17 protein-coding genes and 1 pseudogene are annotated in these 19,053 nt (G+C 63.4%); 12 read left to right on the top strand and 6 right to left on the bottom strand.

The window, feature by feature from the left end; all coding sequences use genetic code 11:
- Window positions 1–353: 353 nt before the first annotated feature.
- Together ABWK72_RS02490 and ABWK72_RS02495 are read right to left on the bottom strand one after the other, a co-directional pair.
- Window positions 354–1,736 carry a hypothetical protein gene (locus ABWK72_RS02490; RefSeq protein ID WP_367873201.1) on the bottom strand — a complete coding sequence of 461 codons (1,383 nt, stop codon included), beginning with the start codon at window positions 1,734–1,736 and terminating at the stop codon, window positions 354–356.
- 114 nt (window positions 1,737–1,850) lie between these two features.
- Complete coding sequence (locus ABWK72_RS02495; RefSeq protein WP_367873202.1) at window positions 1,851–2,366, bottom strand: hypothetical protein; 516 nt, start codon at window positions 2,364–2,366, stop codon at window positions 1,851–1,853.
- A gap of 504 nt (window positions 2,367–2,870) precedes the next feature.
- Between ABWK72_RS02495 and ABWK72_RS02500 the strand changes: the two genes are divergently transcribed.
- A complete protein-coding gene (locus tag ABWK72_RS02500) occupies window positions 2,871–4,184 on the top strand; it encodes a DEAD/DEAH box helicase (protein WP_367873203.1) in 1,314 nt (437 codons plus the stop codon).
- A gap of 70 nt (window positions 4,185–4,254) precedes the next feature.
- Here ABWK72_RS02500 and ABWK72_RS02505 read toward each other — a convergent pair whose 3' ends face one another.
- Both ABWK72_RS02505 and ABWK72_RS02510 read right to left on the bottom strand, forming a co-directional pair.
- Window positions 4,255–4,935 carry a hypothetical protein gene (locus tag ABWK72_RS02505; RefSeq protein WP_367873204.1) on the bottom strand — a complete coding sequence of 227 codons (681 nt, stop codon included), beginning with the start codon at window positions 4,933–4,935 and terminating at the stop codon, window positions 4,255–4,257.
- Window positions 4,926–5,267, bottom strand: coding sequence for a hypothetical protein (locus ABWK72_RS02510; protein WP_367873205.1), 342 nt, complete (start codon window positions 5,265–5,267; stop codon window positions 4,926–4,928). Before ABWK72_RS02510 ends, ABWK72_RS02505 begins: the two co-directional genes overlap by 10 nt.
- Before the next feature lie 234 nt (window positions 5,268–5,501).
- On the opposite strand from ABWK72_RS02510, the gene ABWK72_RS02515 reads away from it, so the two are divergent.
- The 6 genes from ABWK72_RS02515 to ABWK72_RS02540 all read left to right on the top strand — a co-directional run bounded on the left by ABWK72_RS02515 (window position 5,502) and on the right by ABWK72_RS02540 (window position 12,451).
- Window positions 5,502–6,902, top strand: coding sequence for an efflux transporter outer membrane subunit (locus ABWK72_RS02515; RefSeq protein WP_367873206.1), 1,401 nt, complete (start codon window positions 5,502–5,504; stop codon window positions 6,900–6,902).
- Between the two features lie 11 nt (window positions 6,903–6,913).
- Window positions 6,914–8,239 (top strand): efflux RND transporter periplasmic adaptor subunit, encoded by a 1,326-nt coding sequence (locus tag ABWK72_RS02520; RefSeq protein ID WP_367873207.1) that lies wholly within the window; start codon window positions 6,914–6,916, stop codon window positions 8,237–8,239.
- Window positions 8,240–8,250: 11 nt separating this feature from the next.
- Window positions 8,251–8,985 (top strand): ABC transporter ATP-binding protein, encoded by a 735-nt coding sequence (locus ABWK72_RS02525; protein WP_367875310.1) that lies wholly within the window; start codon window positions 8,251–8,253, stop codon window positions 8,983–8,985.
- A gap of 1 nt (window position 8,986) precedes the next feature.
- Entirely contained in the window at window positions 8,987–10,192 is a 1,206-nt protein-coding gene (locus tag ABWK72_RS02530; protein WP_367873208.1) for an ABC transporter permease, read from the top strand.
- 187 nt (window positions 10,193–10,379) lie between these two features.
- Window positions 10,380–11,030 carry a response regulator transcription factor gene (locus tag ABWK72_RS02535; protein WP_367873209.1) on the top strand — a complete coding sequence of 217 codons (651 nt, stop codon included), beginning with the start codon at window positions 10,380–10,382 and terminating at the stop codon, window positions 11,028–11,030.
- Window positions 11,027–12,451 (top strand): ATP-binding protein, encoded by a 1,425-nt coding sequence (locus tag ABWK72_RS02540; RefSeq protein ID WP_367873210.1) that lies wholly within the window; start codon window positions 11,027–11,029, stop codon window positions 12,449–12,451. The genes ABWK72_RS02535 and ABWK72_RS02540 overlap by 4 nt, the downstream gene beginning before the upstream one ends.
- Before the next feature lie 130 nt (window positions 12,452–12,581).
- Here the strand turns inward: ABWK72_RS02540 and ABWK72_RS02545 are convergent, their stop codons facing one another.
- Entirely contained in the window at window positions 12,582–13,334 is a 753-nt protein-coding gene (locus tag ABWK72_RS02545; RefSeq protein WP_367873211.1) for a hypothetical protein, read from the bottom strand.
- 49 nt (window positions 13,335–13,383) lie between these two features.
- Window positions 13,384–14,163, bottom strand: a complete 780-nt coding sequence (locus tag ABWK72_RS02550; protein ID WP_367873212.1) for a PEP-CTERM sorting domain-containing protein — start codon at window positions 14,161–14,163, stop codon at window positions 13,384–13,386.
- Window positions 14,164–14,475: 312 nt separating this feature from the next.
- Between ABWK72_RS02550 and ABWK72_RS02555 the strand changes: the two genes are divergently transcribed.
- The 5 genes and pseudogenes from ABWK72_RS02555 (at window position 14,476) to ABWK72_RS02575 (ending at window position 18,876) form a co-directional block, all read left to right on the top strand.
- On the top strand, window positions 14,476–15,723 hold the full coding sequence (locus ABWK72_RS02555) for a glycosyltransferase (protein WP_367873213.1): 1,248 nt from the start codon (window positions 14,476–14,478) through the stop codon (window positions 15,721–15,723).
- Between the two features lie 277 nt (window positions 15,724–16,000).
- Entirely contained in the window at window positions 16,001–16,795 is a 795-nt protein-coding gene (locus tag ABWK72_RS02560) for a ParA family protein (protein ID WP_367873214.1), read from the top strand.
- 213 nt (window positions 16,796–17,008) lie between these two features.
- A complete protein-coding gene (locus tag ABWK72_RS02565; protein WP_367873215.1) occupies window positions 17,009–18,043 on the top strand; it encodes a rod shape-determining protein in 1,035 nt (344 codons plus the stop codon).
- Between the two features lie 361 nt (window positions 18,044–18,404).
- Window positions 18,405–18,617, top strand: a pseudogene (locus ABWK72_RS02570) (rod shape-determining protein MreC); the annotation flags it as partial.
- Window positions 18,618–18,696: 79 nt separating this feature from the next.
- Window positions 18,697–18,876 (top strand): rod shape-determining protein MreC, encoded by a 180-nt coding sequence (locus tag ABWK72_RS02575; RefSeq protein ID WP_367875311.1) that lies wholly within the window; start codon window positions 18,697–18,699, stop codon window positions 18,874–18,876.
- The last annotated feature ends 177 nt before the right edge of the window (window positions 18,877–19,053 follow it).

The raw sequence follows: 19,053 nt of genomic DNA on the forward strand, positions 1-19,053 counted from the left end.
TCCCCACTGGGAGCGCAGTGGCAGCTCCCGGCGGAACGGTCCCTCCCCGCCTTCTAATCCTTCCGGCTTGGCAGCATCAGGGCGACGCTTTCCATTCCACCCTCGTGAGGTTCCCCGCGATCGGGCTAGCTTCTGCCGGGCGGTGCCACGGCGCTCCCAGTGGGGCCTTCCGTTAGGCGCGGCGTATGAGGTGCTTCCAGGGCAGCAGGCTGCCGCAGTCCACGGCCGCTGCACGGCTTTCGTTCCGGGGATTGATTGGTGACATCGGCCACCCAGTGCTTCGTCCGCCTGAAGGCGGGACTACTTACCCTTGGGAGCGGGCTGTTAGGGACCGTGCTGGAAGTCCGGCCCGGCTACTTGCCGATGAGGGCTTCGAGGGCGGCGGCGGTGGGGATGGTGCTGCCCTGGAGGGCGGAGACGGGCTTCTCGGTGAGCTTCATCATGCGCGGGAGGTCCTTGATCTTGTTCTTGTGGTCGGCGACGTAGGCGACGATTTCGACGAGCTTGTTCATCTCCGATTCATCGGCCTTCTTCTCCGGGTTGTCGGTGAAGGTGCAGCCCTCGAAGATGCAATCGCGGGTGAGCAGGAGGAAGCTCACGGGGACGGTGCATTTGACGAAGCGGCAGTTCACGATGCGCAGCCACTTCTCATTGAGGTAGTCCGCCGGCTGGTGCTTGCCAAAAGACATCTGCGGCAGGTCGACATTCTGGAAGACGGAGGTCTGGATGCGGTAGCCGTTGTCCGAGATCTGGATCGGCTTCGAGAACTTGCCGGTGATGATGCAGCCTTCGAGGTAGTATTTCGCGGGGAGGTCCCCTCCCCACCAGATGCCGCCGCGTTCGAGCTTGCAGTCCTTGAAGGAGCAGTAGCGGAAGTAGTAGTGGCAGGCGTGATCACAGATCAGCGCGATGTCCTCGAAGCGACTCTGGGTGGCGAGGACATTGCCGCCGGAAAGCTCGATGCGTGCTCCGTCCCCGCCCGACCAGGCGCTGCCCGGGGAGATCACGACCAAGGGCCAGTTCTTCTTGCCGCGGTCGCCGATGACGATGTGCTTGCGGACCTTCTGCTTGCCGGTGGGGATGGTCATCGGATCGAGCCAGCGGTCGACGATCGACATGGGCTTGTCGAAGGGTGGCGGTGTTTCGGTGGGGAGTTTGATGGCTTCGAGGGAAGCGATCGCGGATGACGCTCCGGCCCCGGGGGCACTGCCATCGCCGCCGGTGCCGGGATCCGGATATTCCGCTTGCAGGGCCTCGCCTTCTTGTTGCAGTTCCTCTGCTTCGGCGGTCTTGCCGGCCTTGGCGAGCGCGGCTTCCTGCTCGGCCAGCTTCCTTTTGACCATGGTACCGGCTCTGGCGCGGGCAGCCTTGAGGGAATCATCGATGGCCTCGAGCGGCTTGAGATACTTGGCGCGGATCTCGAGCAGGGGCTTGTCAGCATGGGCGGTGACGGCACCGGTGGCTTCCACGGATTTCTTCTCCTCGTGGACATTCATGATGATGTCGAGGTCGCCATCCGCGGTGAGCTTTTTCTCGAGCGTATCGAGGGCCGCGGCATACTTCTTGGCGAGGTCGGCTTTCTTGGTGGCGGCATCCGCTTCGGCGGAGGCGACGAGGGATTTCGCGTCGGTGCGGATGCTCTCGACGGCGGGGCTGGCGGCATGGGAGGTGCCGGTCAAGGCCAAGGAGGCGATGAGCAGGAGGAGATTCCGGGAGGAGATTGGTCCTGAGTTCATAGATCGCTGATAGCGATACGGGCCTGCCATGTCAAAGTTGTCCTACGACTTCGCCCGGCTTCGGGGCGGGTCGCCAGAGGGAGCGATGCCCTAGCCAGGGCCAAGCCACCCCTCTCAGGGGAAGTGGACGGTGCTCATGAGGCTGTCGAAACGCGGGGACTGGTTGCTTCCCTTGTATCGGGCCTCCGCGAGGATGAAGAGGTGGAAGTCGTTATCCCTTACAAAGAGACGGCTGGAAATCACCATTGGCCGCGACAACCCTCCGGTGGGGATCACGTCGGCGCTGACGACATAGTCCATGGTGCGAACCCCGGCATGCCTGCCGTCAGTCCTGCGGACTTCACGGACGTTAATGACGCCCGAGTGTTGCTGCGTGACCGAGAGGGTGTCAGCCGCCATGGTGTTCCTGGTCCGCTGCCATCGGGCAGGAGGGATGGGTTCCGGACCGAGATCGTGCGTGCCGCGCTGTACCATCAGAAGCGCATCGACTTCACCAAGCCGCGACCGGTCCATTGCAGCGAATATGCCCGGGGAATGAATCCGCGATAGTCCCGGCGGCAGCGTGAAGGTGGCTTTTCCGTAGTGCTGCTCACGCGTGGAACAGGCGACCGAGATGAAACCGAGGATCAAGCAAGCGAGGCGGAGGATCAGGGGGCCAGGGTTTCGCATGGCTCGCTGATAGCGATGGCTTATGTCGATGTCAAAGGAGTCCAGCAGAGGACATGGGATGAGCAATTGATGGATCGGGTCGTTTCGATCCGATCGGCCGGAAGAAGAAGTCCAGCAGTTGGGGACCACTCTGCCGGGCGGTGCCCGGCGGTCCCAGTGGGACCGTCCGTGGGTGGAAGCTTGGGGTTATCGGGATTGCGTGGATTCCGCTTGCATCGTGGCGGTTGTGGTCTATAAGGAAGCCGCGCCGACTGTGGTCGGTGGCGGAGCCTATTAACGGTTCCAGCCCTTTCCGGTCTTCATCGATGAGAGATTGTTCGGGGAATTTGACCTGATGCTCATCGACACCGCCAGCCGCCGGGATTCCGGACGGGCAGGCACTACCAAACATGACCCCTGATACCTTCGAGGCGCTGCCGTTGGCCGCGCCCCTTCACCCGTACTTTGCGTGAACTCGGCTATACCGTGCCCTCGCCGATCCAGGCGCAGGCGATCCCGCTCTTGTTAGAGGGACGCGACCTGCTGGGCTGCGCGCAGACCGGCACCGGCAAGACCGCGGGCTTCGCCCTGCCGATCCTGCATGCGCTGCACGAGAATCCCAAGGCGCTCAAGCCGAAGTCGGCCCGCACCCTGGTGCTGGCACCGACCCGCGAACTCGCGGTGCAGGTGGCCAAGAGCTTCGCCACTTATGGCAAGAATGTCCGCTTCCGCCAGACGATGATCTACGGCGGCGTGGGCCAGAACCCGCAGGTGGCAGCGATGCGCACCGGCGTGGACGTGCTGGTGGCGACGCCGGGCCGCTTGCTGGACCTGATCGAACAACGTCATGTCGACCTTTCGGGCGTGGAGTTTTTCGTGCTGGATGAAGTGGACCGGATGCTCGACATGGGCTTCGCCCGCGATGTGAACAAGATCGTGGCGATGCTGCCGAAGCAGCGTCAGTCGCTGTTCTTCTCGGCGACGCTGGCACCGAACATCGTGCAACTGGCGGAGACGATCCTGCGCAATCCGGCGCGGGTGAGCATCCAGCCTGAGACCACGACCGCCGAGCGGATCGAGCAGCGCGTGGCCTTCATCAACAAGGAACACAAGCGCCACTTGTTAGAGCAACTTCTGGGCGAGCAGTCGCAGGCCGGCAGCGCGAAGCTGACGATCGTTTTCAGCCGCACCAAGCATGGCGCGAACAAGCTGGCCAAGGGCCTGTGCGCCGCCGGTTTCCAAGCCGATGCGATCCACGGCAACAAGTCCCAGGCCCAACGCGAGAAGGCGCTCGACCGCTTCCGCAAGGGCCTGACGCCCGTGCTGGTGGCCACCGATGTGGCGGCGCGCGGCGTGGACGTGAAGGACGTGGGCCTGGTGGTGAACTACGATCTGCCGAACGAGCCGGAAGCCTACGTGCACCGCATCGGCCGGACCGGCCGTGCCGGTGCCGACGGTCTCTCGGTGTCCTTCTGCTCGGACGAGGAAGTCGAATTCCTGCGCGATATCGAGAAGATCATCAAGATGCCCGTGCCGAGCTGGATTGACCACCACTGGCATGACGCGGTGCTGGCCGACAAGTATGCCCGCGGCGTGCGCGGACCGGCACCGGTGCGTGGCGGCGGCGGGTCCCGCGGCGGACAAGGCCGCGGTGGCAACCGTGGCGGCCAAGGCCAGGGTCAAGGTCGCAGTGACCAAGGCGGTGGCGGCGGTGGCAATTCATCGCGCCGACGCAGCGGCGGTGGTGGTGGTGGTGGTGGCGGCCGGAGCCGCTACAGTGCCGTGAGTTCGGGCCGCTGAGTTTGATCTGAAGTTGATTTTTGAAAGCCGCTCCTGTGATGGGAGCGGCTTTTTTCTTGGGATGCTCCGGCTAGCGGGCCGTCAGGCCGCTCCCCAAGCCACGCTCGACACGTGTGAGCAGGCCGCGTTCTTCAAGAAAGCTCATGGCTCGTGCCGTATCGTGGAACGGTTGGCGAAGGCCTGCGGGCAGTTCCAAATCGGGGGTGGTTCTCATGTAGTCATAGAAGAAGTAGGGATCGAGAACGCCGAACTCCGCGCCGAACCACAGGCTCACTTCCACCACTTGGCCCGTCACCTGATGAGTGAACATGCAGTGCTGGCCGTGTAGATCGAGGCTCCATTCCGAATCGGGAATCCGCCATTCCAGAGAGGAACACTCGTCCCAGAGCTGCGCCGGATCCACCCCGTTGAAGAGCGCCACCCGGTTGGCGAGTTCGGTCGCGGTTCTCCGGAAATGACTGGCAGCGGCGAGGAGGTCGCGTTCCATTTCTGAAAGTTCCTCGCGGGTTATTCCCTGCATGATGGTGACCCAAGAAGTTCCGGATACAAAAGATCCGGATACAAATGTGGAAAAATGCTCCGGCAGTGCGGCTTGGATGCGCGCGACGAGCTTGGGGAGAGCCGGCGAATATTTTGACGGAAACTCGAGGACGAGGTGCCGGTCACGGGTGATTTTGGCAACAAGATCTACCGTGGATGGGACCCGCCGAGGAGACGGGCAGTGGATGCGGATGGGGTCGGTCACGGCCATGGGCCCTTGTGTTGGCTTGTCCACTTCTCGTACTGCCGATCGCACTCGTCGCAGACGTGAAGTTGCCCCTTGCGAGGGACATACATGTAGGAGTGATCCTCGTAAAAGTGGGTGTGGCCGTGATGCGGGAATTGCTTGCGGAGCGCTCGATTGAACACAGGCATATATCCGGAATATCCCGGAGAGAAGGCGACTTGCCGGACTTCCATCTTCCGGTGGTGGATCTCGCAGGTGTCGCCTTCGGATTTTGCCAGGTTGCCGGTGAGGGAGCAGCTTGCGAGGGGAAGCAGGGCGAGTGCACAGAGGAGGGTGGCAGTAGAACGCGGGGTCATGATTTTGCAGGATGATAGCAAGCGTGCGGGGCGGGCCAATGGGAAAAGTGGATGGGGATTCGTTGGAAAGAAGCTGTTTTTAAGCTGCCATCTGAAAGGGTGAGATGGGCAGGCGGAGACCACTCGGCCGCACAGAGGACTGTGCGGGCCACCTTTAAGACCCCTTTTGGGGCGACTGTGAAAAATCGCGGACCTTCACCGAGTCTAAAGGTAAGCCCTGCCACTCTGATGCCCATGAACCCGCCCGCCCGCCGTTTTGCCGCAATCCTCGCCGTGGGGTGCTGCGTCCTTGCGCCATCGTGCACGCCGCCTGCGGCGAAGTCGCCGAATGTGACGCTGCCGGTGTCATGGCGGAATGCGGCGGGCTTTCCGACGGCGGCGCCGGACCGCGATCTTTCGCGCTGGTGGGCGCAATTCGGCGATGCGCGGCTGACGCGCCTGATCGGCGAGGCGCTGGCGGGGAACAAGGATCTGGCATCGGCGGTGTCGCGGGTGCGCGAGGCACAGGCGCGGCGCGATGCGCAGAAGGCCTCGCTCTTCCCCACGCTCGACTACTCCGGTGCGCGTAGTACGACCGCCCGCTACGAGGATGCGACGCGCACCGGCTCCGGCACGGCTTACTCGGCCGGCTTGAGCGCTTCGTGGGAACTCGATTTCTTCGGCAGGAACCGCCAGGGTGTCCTGGCCGCTTCCGCGAATGCGGAGGCCACCAAGGAAGATCTCCACACCGCGCAGGCCGCCTTGGCTTCCGAGGTGGCGCTTGCCTATCTCGACCTGCGGGCTGCGGAAGGCCGCTTGGAAGTGGTGAAGGAGAGCGTGAAGACGCGCGAGGAGACGACCCAGCTCGCTTCGTGGCGCAACCAAGCGGGTGAGATCGATTCCTTGGAACTCCGTCAGGCGGAGTCGAGCTTGGAGTCCGCCCGCTCGCAGTTGTCCTCGCTCGAGCAGAGCATCGGGCAAACGCGGAACCGGCTCGCACTTCTCTGCGGGCGGGTGCCCGGTGATATCTCGACAGGTGGCGGCGATGTCCCCTCGCCCGGCCGACGGCTCGCGATCGGCATCCCCGCGGACACCATCCGCCAGAGGCCGGACGTGCGTGCCGCCGGTTATGCCTGGGTCGCCGCGGTCGCCAATAGCCATGCCGCGGAACTCGAGCGGCTGCCGAGCCTGAGACTCAGCGGTAGCCTCGGCGTGGATACCTTGCGCAGTTCGAAGCTCTTCGATCCCGAGTCCGCTGCCAGCGGCATCATCGCCGGTGTCTCCGGCCCGATCTTCGATGCCGGCCGGATCCGCGCGAACATCGTCGCGCAAGGTGCGGCGGAAGAGCAGGCCTTGCTCGCCTATGAGCGGACGATCCTGACCGCGCTGTCGGAAGTCGAGGACGCGTTGATCGCCTGCCGCGCGACCGAGGCGCGGATGGCGACCTTGGAAAAGGCTGCCGCCGCGGGCCGCGATGCCTCGAGGCTCGCCACCCAGCGCTACCGCACCGGCGTGATCGACTTCCTCACGGTGCTCGATGCGCAGCGCAACAACCTGGCGCAAGAAGAAGGCCTCATCAACGTCCGCGCCGACCGAGCAGCCGCCCATGTCCAGCTCTACAAGGCGCTCGGCGGCGGATGGTCTTCCGGTTCCTAAATTTCATACCCATGTCCAAGCCCGATTCATCCGAAGACCTCGCCGCGATCGTCAAGCGGGGTGCTTCCAAGCCCTACAAGAAGTGGATCTACCTCGTCGCTATCGTCGCGTTGGCGGGCGGCGGCTGGTCCTACTACAAGTCTAAGAGTACCGCGCCTGAAAGCGGGCCGGAGTTTCTAACAGAACCGCTGGAGCCCGGTGACATCTCGATCCAGGTCACTGCCACCGGCACGCTGGCACCGATCAACCAGGTCACCGTGGGCAGCGAGCTTTCCGGCACCGCGGCGGACGTCTATGTTGATACGAACGATCTGGTGAAGAAGGGCCAGCCGCTGGCCAAGCTGGATACCACCAAGCTGGATAGCCAGACCGAGCGTAGCCGGGCCGTGCTGCTGGCCGCACAGGCGCGGGTCAAGCAGGTGGAGGCTACCTTGAAAGAGAGCGAGGCGAACCACGCGCGGCTCCAGGAATTGCACCGCTTGAGCGGCGGGCAAACGCCTTCGAGGGCGGAGATGGAAACTTCCGACGCCACCGTGGCCCGCGCGCACGCGGACCTCGATAGCGCGAAGGCTTCCGTGGTGCAGGCCGAGGCGGATCTCAAATCGGTGGAGCGCGATCTTGGCAAAACCGTCATCCGCTCACCCGTGGATGGCACCGTGCTGACCCGCAAGCTGGAGGTCGGGCAGACCGTGGCGGCATCCTTCACCGCGCCGGAGCTCTTCATCATCGGCGAGGATCTGCGCAAGATGGAACTCAATGTCGCGGTCGGTGAAGCGGAGATCGGCCGCCTCGAAGCCGGGCAGGAAGCGGAGTTCAGCGTCTCCGCCTGGCGGCAGCGGACGTACCAGGCAAAGGTGAAAAAGGTGCTCTTCGGCTCCGTGATCACCAACAACGTGGTGACCTACAGCACCGAGCTCGAGGTGAACAACGATGACCTGAGCTTGCGCCCCGGCATGACAGCCACGGCGAGCATCTTCGTCACCCGCAAGCAAGGCGTGCTCACGATTTCGAATGCCGCCCTGCGCTTCGATCCCGAGGCCGCCGCCAAACTCGGCCAGAAGGCGGATGAAGGAAGCAACCGCACCCTCGTGCAGCAAATGTCCCCCTTTGGTGGCCGCCGCGGGAACCGCATTGGCCGCGGCAATACCGGCGGCCCGCGCTCCGATTCGCCCGACCCGAAAAAGGGTGCCCGCATTTGGGTGCTGGAGGATGGCAAGCCGCTGGAAATTCCCGTGACGCTTGGTGTGACCGATGGCGACCGTACGGAAGTGACCGGCGGGCAACTCAAGGAAGGCATGGCCGTGATCATCAGTGCCAAGCCGAAGACCACGACTTGAGCCGAACCATCATGGAGAAAACCCTGATCGAACTCAACGCGCTGACCAAGACTTACGGTCGCGGCGATGCCGAGTTCCAAGCCTTGAAGGGAGTGGACCTGACCATTCTGAAAGGCGAGTTCGTCGCGGTCATGGGCCCCAGCGGCTCGGGCAAGTCCACGCTCATGAACCTGCTGGGCTGCCTGGACACACCGACCACCGGTAGCTACCGCTTTGAGGGCATCGCCGTGGAGACGCTCAACAAGGACCAGCGCTCGCTGCTGCGGCGGCACGCTCTGGGCTTCATCTTCCAGGGCTTCAACCTGCTCGCGCGAACCTCCGCCCTGGAGAACGTCGAGCTGCCCCTGCTCTACCGCGGCTACACCCGCAGCCAACGGCACGAGATGGCGCGCGAAGCACTGCAGAGAGTGGGCCTCGGGAACAAGGAACGCAACACGCCGGCCGAGCTATCGGGCGGCCAGCAGCAACGCGTCGCGATCGCCCGCGCGATCGTCACCAATCCCGGCACGCTCTTCGCCGACGAACCCACCGGCAACCTCGACTCGAAGACCACCCTGGAGATCATGGAGCTGCTCTGTCGCCTCAACGACGAGCGCAACATCACCGTATTGATGGTGACCCACGAAGACGAGGTGGCCCACTACGCCAAGCGCATCGTCCATGTCCGTGACGGTCTGATCGGCTCCGACGTGTCCAACGAAAGCCGCGCCGTGAGAGGCCTGCAGCAGAACCAAACCGACCGATAGCATGTTCTGGAACGCCTTTATCATCGCCCTCCGCGAGATCCGCCGGAATCTCACGCGCGCTTTCCTCACCGTCCTCGGCGTGGTCATCGGCGTGGCGGCGGTGATCACCATGGTCACGCTCGGCAATGGAGCGACAGAGGCGATGAAGGAGAGCATCTCGAAGATGGGCAACAACCTGCTGACCCTGCGCCCCGGCCAAGGGTGGGGGCCTTCGGCCTCGCCGCTCTTCAGCCGCACGGACGTGGAAAGCATCCGCCAGCAGGTGCCCGGCATCAAGCACATCACGCCGCTGTCGAACACCAGCGTGCAGGCCATCTATCAGGAGCAGGCCCGCCAGACCGACGTCCAGGGCGTCTATCCGGAATATTTCCCGATCGGCAACTGGACGATCGCCACCGGACGTTTCTTCGACATCAGCGAACTCAATACGGGCGAACCTGTCGCGGTGATCGGCGAGACGATCAGGAAGGAACTCTTCAATGGTGAGGATCCGATCGGCAAGAGGATCCGCCTGCTCAATACCGCGGTCACGGTCATCGGCGTGACGGAAGTCAAGGGCCAGGCCGGCTGGGGTGACGACTTGGATGACAATATCATCATCCCGATCACGACGCTGCAAAGCCGCCTGAACGGCCAGATGTTCAAGCAGAACATCAATCAGATCATGATCTCCACCGAAGACGGGTACCCTACGGACGGGGTGATGGCTGACATCGCCTCGCTGATGCGCGAGCGGCGCAACCTGGCGCGCACCGTGCAGGACAACTTTTCCGTGACCGATTCGCGGCAGGTGGCGGAGGTGATGAGCTCCAGCACCAAGCTCATGACCTCCCTGCTGGGCGCGGTGGCCGGGTTCAGCCTGCTGGTGGGCGGGATCGGGATCATGAATATCATGCTCGTGTCGGTGACCGAGCGCACGCGCGAGATCGGCATCCGCATGTCCATCGGCGCGCGGGCGCGGGAGGTGATGCTGCAGTTCCTGGTGGAAGCCGTGACCCTCTCCTGCGTGGGAGGACTGGTGGGCATCACGCTCGCTTACGGGCTCTGCTACAAATTCGCGCCCGTGATCGGGGCTCCCTTCCGCTTCGATCCCAAGATCAATTTGATCGCGGTCATCTTCTCCGCGGTCATCGGCGTCCTGTTCGGTTTCCTGCCGGCGAGACGAGCGGCGGGATTGGATCCGATCGAAGCGCTGAGGCACGAGTGAAGGAAATTACTAATGACTAAGCACTAATTTTCAAACTGATCAGTGATGAAGAGAGACTGCTTCGCCGGGACGGAACGTGTTCCGGTTCGCCATCTCATCCCAACTGCCTGCCTATCGCTTGCGCCATTCCCTAACACCGATTCGTTTAGTAATTAGTGCTTAGTAATTAGTAATTTCTTCTTCCAGCGTGCGCCTCTTAGTCATCGAAGACGATCCCCTGCTCCGCCACAGCCTAACCGAAGGGCTGCGGGAGGAGCAGTATGCCGTCGATGCTGCAGCGGACGGGCCGGAAGGATTGGCGAAGGCGAGCGAGGCGGGGTATGATGCGATCATTCTCGATGGGATGCTGCCGGGTTTCGACGGCTGGGAGTTGCTGCTGCGCTTGCGGCGGGAGAAGCGGACGCCGGTGCTGATGCTGACCGCGCGCGATGCGGTGCCGGACCGGATCCGCGGGCTGGATGCGGGAGCGGACGACTACCTGACGAAGCCCTTCGATTTCGAGGAGTTGCTGGCGCGCTTGCGGGCGCTGATCCGGCGGAGTTCGGGCGGCGGATCGAGCACGGTCGAGATTGGCGAGATCGCGATCGATACGGCGACGAAGCTGGTTCGACAGGATGAACAGGTGGTCGCTCTCACGCCGCGTGAATACCGGCTTGTGGAATACCTGGCGCTGAAGCGTGGATGCGTCGTCAGCCGCACGGAGTTGTACGAGCACCTCTTCGACGAGAATGAGGACACGCTTTCCAATCTGCTCGACGTGCATGTTTCGAACGTGCGCAAGAAGCTCGGCGCGGCCTTCATCTCCACCCGCCGCGGTCACGGCTATTGCATCGAATGAGGAAGCTCTTCCAATCGGTGCGCTGGACCATGCTGCTGTGGTATGCGCTGATCCTGCTCGGACTGATCGCGGGGCTGGGCTTGCTGGCCTACCGGTTGGCAGCGGACGACCGGACCTCGCAGATCGACCGGGATATCCGCGGCTTCCAAGGTGCCTTCTTCCGGAGTCTCTTCGCCTCGCGTCCGCTCCCGAAGAAGGACGACCCGCCAAGCATGGACGAGATCCGCGAGCGACTGCGCAATCCCGGTGACGTTTCGTCCTTCCCGCCCGAGCTGCATGCACTCTTCGCGAATGGCGGTGGCGGCAGCTATCTCGCGTTCTGGGATAACGATGACACGCCGCTTTTCATCTCGGCGAATGCTCCCGACGATATCAAGCCGCCGCAACAAGCGCCCGACGGCCCGACCCGATACGTCGAGCGCGGCAACTACCGGGAGCATCATCGGCGCAGCTCGAACGGGATGAGTTCCATCATCGGACGGGACATCAGTGCGGAGCAGGGCGAACTCTTGCGTTTCGGCGTGTGGATCGCCCTCGGTGGCGGCGCGTTGTGGCTGGTGGGTCTTTCCGGTGGCTGGTGGCTGGCGGGGCGCGCGCTGAAGCCGATCGACGACATCGGCCGGACCGCCTCGCGGATCGCCGCGGGCAATCTCGACGAGCGGATCGAGATCGCGAATACCGACAACGAACTCGGGCGCTTGGGCCAGGTGCTCAACAATACCTTCGACCGCCTTTCCGACGCCATCGAGCGGCAGAAGCGCTTCACGGCCGATGCCTCGCACGAGTTGCGGACGCCGGTGACGATCATCCTGTCCGAGACCCAACGGGCGCTGAAGCGCGAGCGCGAGCCGGAGCAGTACCGTGAGATTCTCGGGAGTTGCCGGACTGCGGCAGAGCGGATGCGCGCACTGGTGGAATCGCTGCTGGTGCTGGCCAAGCAGGATCTCCCCTCCCCTGACGGCGCGCGGGTCTCCTGCGACTTGGCGGAGATCGCCGCCGGGGTGGCCGACCTTCTCCAACCGCTGGCCGACGAGCATGCCACCAAGATCGAGCGGGAGCTTGCCCCGGCTCCGGTGCAGGGCGATCCGCACTCGCTGGCGATGGTGGTGCAGAACCTGATCTCGAATGCGCTGGTGCATCCTCCCGAGGGCGGGACCGTCCGCATCCGCACCGCGAGCGGGGCGACGGAAGCGGTGTTGGAAGTATCCGACAGCGGGCCCGGGATTTCTGCCGAGCACCTGCCCCATCTCTTCGACCGCTTCTATCGGGCGGATTCGTCGCGCGGTCAGGTGAACGGCCATGCCGGGCTGGGACTGGCGATCGCCCGGTCCGTGGTGGAAAGCCACGGCGGGAGCATCGAGGTTAGGAGTTCGGGCGTCGGGTCGGTCTTCCAGGTGACACTGCCGAGCAATTCCGCATGACCCGTCACTCACCGGGTGGATTGGAAATGAGACCGGATTTACGGATTCCGGGATGAGCCGGAAGCCCTCTAGATAGATAACTTTCCAATCCGTGGCCACTTGCCCCGATGAACCATGACAGGTGGCTGAATTAGCGGCGGCGGCGTAATAGACCCAGTAGACCGATCGCCCCGAGCAGGGCTGAAGCCGGCTCGGGGATCGGCGACAGGTCCATCTGCAGGTGGGTCGCATTCAAGGCTCCACCTTCATTGTCGAGACGCCAAGTCAGCCCGGTGATACTGTCATCACCCTCCGGATCGAAGGCGCGCCACTGGATGAACTGGCTCGGGGTGCTTAGAGTCTCGATCGCGGTGTAGGTCAGGGTGCCGCTGTTGATCGTGTCATTGATAATCCCCAAATCGGATACCACCTCCCAAGTGGTAGGTTGGACACCGGCCAATGTCAGGGTATTGGTTTCCTCTGGTGTGACAAAGCCGCCACCGGTGCTCAGCGCTCTCCCGTCCACCCGGATGTAAAGTTCCGAGACGCCGATCGTTATTGCCGGAACCGGAAGATTGGCACCATCCGAGGACACGAAGCGGAAATTGAGCGAGGTGAAGGCGTTCACGCCCGCAGCCACCTGCTGGTAGATGTAGGTGTCCGTACCGTCGGTCCGGGGGAAGCTCGCGACCTGTCCATTGTTGGCTCCGAGGGTGACCTCCGCGTAGCCGAGGATCTGGCTCGCTGCCGATTCGCGGATGGGCGCATAGACCGGCAGATTGCCGGTGCCGGACAAGCCGCCCAAGGGATCGCCCGCGGCGGTTACAGTTTGGCTGAAGAACACGGAAGCTCCTTGGCTGTTAGACGCAAGGGCTAGGAGAAGAAATCCCAGTCTGGTTTTCATGAGGAGTGAGGAGTGAGGAAAAATATTGGTTCGCATCCGGACATCACGATCAGTTCCGCCTGCGGCGGAGAAAGGCAGCGCCGGCGATGAAGCTCAGAACGACCGCCGAGGGCTCCGGCACGGGCGTGATCTCGGAGAGCGAGTCGATGCCCATGTATACGCCGTTCTGACCAGCGATGTCGCCATCGCTGTCATAGGCAAGGAAGCTCAAGGTCATGGACTCGGCAGTGGCCGTGAAGGACACGGTGCGCTCCTCCCAGATCAGGTCGGTGGCCTTGTCAGGATCATCCCATGCCAAGGTGGCGGTAGTCGGGATCGTGGTCCCGGCGAGCACGCCATCGGCAAAGACCCGCCAGCTTCCTTCGGTGTCACGCCTGCTGGTAATCCCCACGTTTGCCTGGAAGAAACTGAAAGAGTAATCCTGCCCCACCGTGAATCCGCTCACGGTCTGCTGCAATCCTTCCTGGAGGGTCACTCCGGCGATAGTGCCGTGAGTTCCGCCCACAAAGCTGGATCCGGAATGGGCAGCGCCAAACACACCACTAGCCACATTGGGGCCGGTAGTGCCGAGCACGTCAGCGTCGTCGCCCGCGGTGGTAGTAGCTTCGGAGAAGGGAGCGTCGAAGGGAACGATTTCCCAACCTGCGGGAAGGGTGGCTGATGCGATGCTGTCTTCCAGATCAGAATTGACGAAGACGATCGCGCTGAAGGCGGGCAGGGCTGTCGCAAGGGACGCGGCAACAATCACAGGACCGAGGCCACGCCTCGGGAAGGAAGAGTGTTTCATGTAAGAGATGTCGGGGTGAAAAACGAAATGGAGTTGCGCCACCGCGTTCGGAACTCGCCTAACAAGACCCAAGAAATCTGGCAAACCGTAATATCGCGGAGTCGGCGACTTTGCAAACTTTGCAGGAATTGGCGGCCCAATTGCCGCTTTCACCGCGCTACCGCGCGGTAAGCAAGTGAACATATGTATGTAGTCATCCCCGGACCGGCAATCTGGTGCACTCGGAGCGGTGAATGGACTAAATTAATGCCGTTCTGCACAGGGCGGAGCCGCCGGGGAAGGATAGCCATTCCGTGGCAGCGGGGCTGGCTTGCCTTGCCATGCGGCGGATGCCCGGCCAGAGAAGAGCTACACATGCGAATCCTCATCTACGCCATGGGCAGCGCGGGCGACGTGCATCCCTTCACGGGTGTGGGCCGGGCTCTGCAGGCGCGGGGGCATGAGGTGTTCATTATTACGAGCGCCTTTTTCGAGGAGTTGGTGCGGCGGGCGGGGCTCGGCTTCCGGGCGATGGGGACGGTGGCGGATTTCGAGCGGGTGCAGGGCGACCCGCACCTGTGGCATCCGACGAAGGCTTTTCCCTCGATCATACGGAACGCGGTGAATCCGAGCTACGAGATGATCCTCGGGGTGGCGAAGGAGCTGCATCAGCCCGGCAATACGGTGATTGTCGCCAGTTCGCTGGCTTGGGGTGCCTTGGGCGCCGCAGAGCTGTTAGGCGTGCCGGTGGTCTCGGTCCACCTGGCCCCTGCCCTCTTCGTGAGTTCTCACCGGCAACCGGTGCTGCACGGCGCGCCAGTGCCGCAATCCGCGCCGCGTTGGTTGAAAGCGTTCCAATGGTGGGCGGCTTCGAAGATGGTGAACCATCACGTGCTGCCGGAGTGGAACCGCTTCCGCAAACTGCACGGGCTGCCGCCCGCCAAGGGCATGCTGAAGGAATGGCATGCGCCGGCCCGGGTGATCGCCTTGTTTCCCGATTGGTTTGCCGCGCCGCAACCGGACTGGCCGGCGCAGACCCGCCTGACCGGCTTCCCGATGTTCGATGAGGCGGGGCTGCGCGAACTGCCCGGGGGCTTGGAGGAGTTCCTGGACGCGGGCGAGCCGCCGGTGGTCTTCACGCCCGGTAGTGCGATGGACCGCGGGAATGTCTTCTTCACGGAGGCTGCGGAGGCGTTGCGGCTGCTCGGCAAACGCGGGATTTTCCTCAGCCGTTTTCCCGATACGATCCCTGCGAATTTGCCGACGACGATCCGCCACTATTCCTTCATCCCACTGAGCCGGGTGCTGCCGCGGTCGGCCGCGCTGGTCTATCATGGCGGCGTGGGTACTTGTGCGCAGGCCTTGCAAGCAGGCATCCCGCATCTGGTGCAGTCGATGGCGCATGACCAACTGGACAACTTGAGCCGGGTGCGGGATCTGGGAGTCGGGGATGGTTTGCATCCGCGGCAGTTCAAGGCCAAGCGGATCGCCGCGATGCTCGAGCGCCTGTTGGGGGATGCGGAGGTGAAGCGACGAGCGACGGAGATTGCGGGGAGGTTCCGGGCGGCGGAGTGGGTGGAGGAGACATGCCGGCTGGTGGAGGAGATGGCGCCGGGGAAGTAGGGGTGTTTTGGGTGGTGGTGGGGCGGCAAGGCTTGGTATGCCGGGGTGGCACATGGTGAAGTGCCGTCCGATGCTGTAGACGGGGATAAAGCACGGCAGTCAGGGACCACTCTGCCGGGCGGTGCCCCGCGGTCCCAGGTGGGCCGTCCGTTGTTGGAGGCGTTCCGGTTATCGGGTGGACCGGTGGCTTCGCGATCATTCCCTGCGGTTTTGTTTGCATGCCTGCGCCGGGACCGGAAGACTCCGCACCGCTGCTGTCCTGCTGTCCGTTCGCCTGATGAAAGTCGTTGCCATTGCCAATCAGAAGGGAGGCGTGGGGAAAACCACCACCGCGCTCAACCTCTCCGCCGCCCTCGCCCTGCGAGGCCAGCGGGTGCTGCTCATCGACCTCGACCCGCAGGCGAATACCACGAGCGGTCTCGGCCTCGACGTGGATGGCGAGGGCACGGTTTATCCGGCGCTGCTCGGCCAAGCGAACGTGGCGGACAAGATCATCTCCTCCGGGCGCGAGAATCTCTCGGTGATTCCTTCGCACATGGATCTGGCGGGCGTGGAGATCGAGTTGGCCCGCGGCGACGACCACCTAGTGCGCCTGCGGACCCACCTGCAGGGTCTGAAGCCCAACGATCTCTTCGATTTCTGCATCCTGGACACCCCGCCCTCGCTGGGGGTGCTGATGACCTCGGCGCTGGCCGCGGCCGATGAGATCCTGATCCCCCTCCAGTGCGAGTGGTTCGGTCTCGAAGGGCTGGCGAAGATCGTCCACGTGATCGACCAGATCCGCGACTCCGGGGCCAATCCCGATCTGACGCTGGAAGGGATCGTCATGACGATGTTCGACGGTCGGACGAACCTCGCCAAACAGGTGGTCGAGGAGGTGGCGAATTACTTCCCGGAGCAGCTCTACAAAACGGTGGTTCCCCGCACGATCCGGATCGGCGAGGCTCCAAGCCACGCCAAGACCATCTTCGAGCACGATCCGGACGGGATCGGGGCGAAAGCTTACCACGGGGTGGCTGAGGAATTCCTGGTGCGGCACGCCGCGGTGGGCCCTGCCTTGGCTTCCGGCTGACTTCCGGCTGACTTCCGGCTGCGCCGGGACTCGCTGGTTCTCTTTGCCAAACGGGGGATTGCCCTTGACCCGGCGGGGCTTGGATCGCCATAGTTCGACGGCTGCCGGAATATTCGGGTAGCTTAATATTTTAGCTCCCTTGCGAACGGTGGACGGGCCGCGCCGGGGTAGTTTACCCGTCGAGTCGCCCTTTCCAAATCTCTCACCATCAGAATGTTTGCTCGATTATTCGGCAGCTGGTTTTCAAACGACATCGGCATCGATCTCGGCACTGCGAACACCCTCGTCAACGTCAAGGACCAAGGAATCGTCCTACGCGAACCCTCCGTGGTCGCGGTCAAGGCCGGGACCAATGAGGTTTTGGCGGTAGGTGACGATGCAAAACGCATGCTGGGCCGGACCCCCGGCAATATCGTCGCCATTCGTCCGCTCAAGGACGGGGTGATCGCCGACTTCGAAGTGACGGAAGCGATGCTCCGGCATTTCATCCGCAAGGCCAACAACGGCCGCCGCCGCAATAACCCGCGGGTGGTCATCGCGGTGCCCTCCGGGATCACCGAGGTCGAGCGCCGCGCGGTCAGCGAGTCCGCCGAGCAGGCGGGTGCGCGGGAAGTCCACATCGTTGAGGAGCCGATGGCGGCCGCGATCGGGGTAGGCCTGCCGGTGATGGACGCTTCCGGGAACATGATCGTCGACATCGGCGGCGGCACCACGGAAGTGGCGCTGATTTCGCTGGGTGGCATCGTCTTCGCCCGCTCGGTGCGGACGGCGGGCGACGAACTGGACGAGGCGATCGTTTCCTACATGAAGCGGGCCTACAACCTGATGATCGGCGAGCGTACCGCGGAGGACATCAAGATCCGCCTCGGATCGGCCGCGCCGCTGCCAAAGGAAATCACCATGGATGTGAAGGGCCGCAACCTCGTCGCCGGCCTGCCGAAAACCATCACCATCACCTCGCAGGAAATCCGGGAGGCGATGTCCGACCCGCTTTCCACGATTGTGGATGCCGTGCGCACGACGCTGGAGCGCTGCCCGCCTGAACTTGCCGCCGACCTCGTGGACCGGGGCATCGTGCTGGCCGGTGGCGGTGCCCTCCTGCGCGGGCTCGACCGTCTTCTCCGGGAAGAAACCGGGCTACCCGTCCACGTCGCGGAGGATCCCCTCAGCGCGGTGGCGGAAGGCACCGGCAAGATGCTTCAGGAGATCGAAGTGCTGAAGCGGGTGACCACTTCATCCCACTACTGAACGGGAGCCCCTCGCCATGAGGCCGCTCAATCTTGTCGCATTCCTGTTGTTCCTCTGGGGCGCCGTCTGGGCACTGACCCGGAGCGAACACGCCGTGCGTGAAATCCAGAGCACGTATTACACGTGGCTGACGCCCTTCCTGACCTCCGGGTCGAAGATGGAAGCCAAGGCGCGCTCGTTTCTCGACGAAGTGAATCATTCCAAAAAGCTCGAAGCCGAACTGGAGGTGATCCGCACCGAGTACGAGCGGCTGAAGCAGGTCGAAGCGCATTCCGAGGAAGTGGACTCGGAAAACACCCGGCTGCGGCGCGCGCTGGCCTTCCAAAAGCGGATGGATTTCAAGGCCATGCCGGTGCGGATCATGCGCCGCCAGCCAACCACCTGGTGGAAGACCGTCGATATCGACCGCGGCAGCAAGTCGCAGGGCGAGCCGATCCAGGTGCACCAACCGGTGGTCGCGGATCGCGGCTTGGTCGGCAAGGTCGACCGGGTGGGCGACTATCTTTCCTCGGTGATCCTGCTGACCGACGAGGCCTGCCAGGTTTCCGTGCAAATCGAGGGGACGCCTGAAGTGGGCATCCTCAGCGGCCAGCGCGGGCAGTACCGAGCGCGAGCCCCTGCTGCGTCTAAGATTCCTTTCCGCGAAGGCCCGGATCAGTCCTGGCACGCGTGTTTTCACCACCGGGCTCGGCGGGCTGTTTCCGCCGAACATCCTGGTAGGCACCATCGAGTCGTCCGACCAAGGGCCGCTCGATACCGAAGCTTTGGTCCGACCTTCCGTCGATTTCACGGATCTGAGCACGGTGTTCCTCCTTCCGCCCGTGAATCCGTGATCCGTTATTCGCTCAGCCTGTTGGTCATGGTCCTGCTCGCCCTGATGGTGCAGCAGTTCATTCCCGCATTGACCGGGCTCTACGACACGCGGCTGCTGCTGGTGCCGCTGGTCTTCCTGTGCGGCTCGGTCACGGTGGGCACGCCGGTAATGCTGGCACTGGCCTTCGTCTGCGGCT

The organism is Luteolibacter sp. Populi (genome assembly GCF_040801775.1).
GTDB lineage: Bacteria > Verrucomicrobiota > Verrucomicrobiia > Verrucomicrobiales > Akkermansiaceae > Haloferula.

Bases quoted from the DNA above. Each gene is read 5' to 3' on its own strand.
- ABWK72_RS02520 (WP_367873207.1), top strand. From the start codon at position 6,914: ATGTCCAAGCCCGATTCATCCGAAGACCTCGCCGCGATCGTCAAGCGG.
- ABWK72_RS02510 (WP_367873205.1), bottom strand. From the start codon at position 5,267: ATGACCCCGCGTTCTACTGCCACCCTCCTCTGTGCACTCGCCCTGCTT.
- ABWK72_RS02540 (WP_367873210.1), top strand. From the start codon at position 11,027: ATGAGGAAGCTCTTCCAATCGGTGCGCTGGACCATGCTGCTGTGGTAT.
- ABWK72_RS02545 (WP_367873211.1), bottom strand. From the start codon at position 13,334: ATGAAAACCAGACTGGGATTTCTTCTCCTAGCCCTTGCGTCTAACAGC.
- ABWK72_RS02565 (WP_367873215.1), top strand. From the start codon at position 17,009: ATGTTTGCTCGATTATTCGGCAGCTGGTTTTCAAACGACATCGGCATC.
- ABWK72_RS02525 (WP_367875310.1), top strand. From the start codon at position 8,251: ATGGAGAAAACCCTGATCGAACTCAACGCGCTGACCAAGACTTACGGT.
- ABWK72_RS02560 (WP_367873214.1), top strand. From the start codon at position 16,001: ATGAAAGTCGTTGCCATTGCCAATCAGAAGGGAGGCGTGGGGAAAACC.
- ABWK72_RS02555 (WP_367873213.1), top strand. From the start codon at position 14,476: ATGCGAATCCTCATCTACGCCATGGGCAGCGCGGGCGACGTGCATCCC.
- ABWK72_RS02530 (WP_367873208.1), top strand. From the start codon at position 8,987: ATGTTCTGGAACGCCTTTATCATCGCCCTCCGCGAGATCCGCCGGAAT.
- ABWK72_RS02505 (WP_367873204.1), bottom strand. From the start codon at position 4,935: ATGGCCGTGACCGACCCCATCCGCATCCACTGCCCGTCTCCTCGGCGG.
- ABWK72_RS02490 (WP_367873201.1), bottom strand. From the start codon at position 1,736: ATGAACTCAGGACCAATCTCCTCCCGGAATCTCCTCCTGCTCATCGCC.
- ABWK72_RS02515 (WP_367873206.1), top strand. From the start codon at position 5,502: ATGAACCCGCCCGCCCGCCGTTTTGCCGCAATCCTCGCCGTGGGGTGC.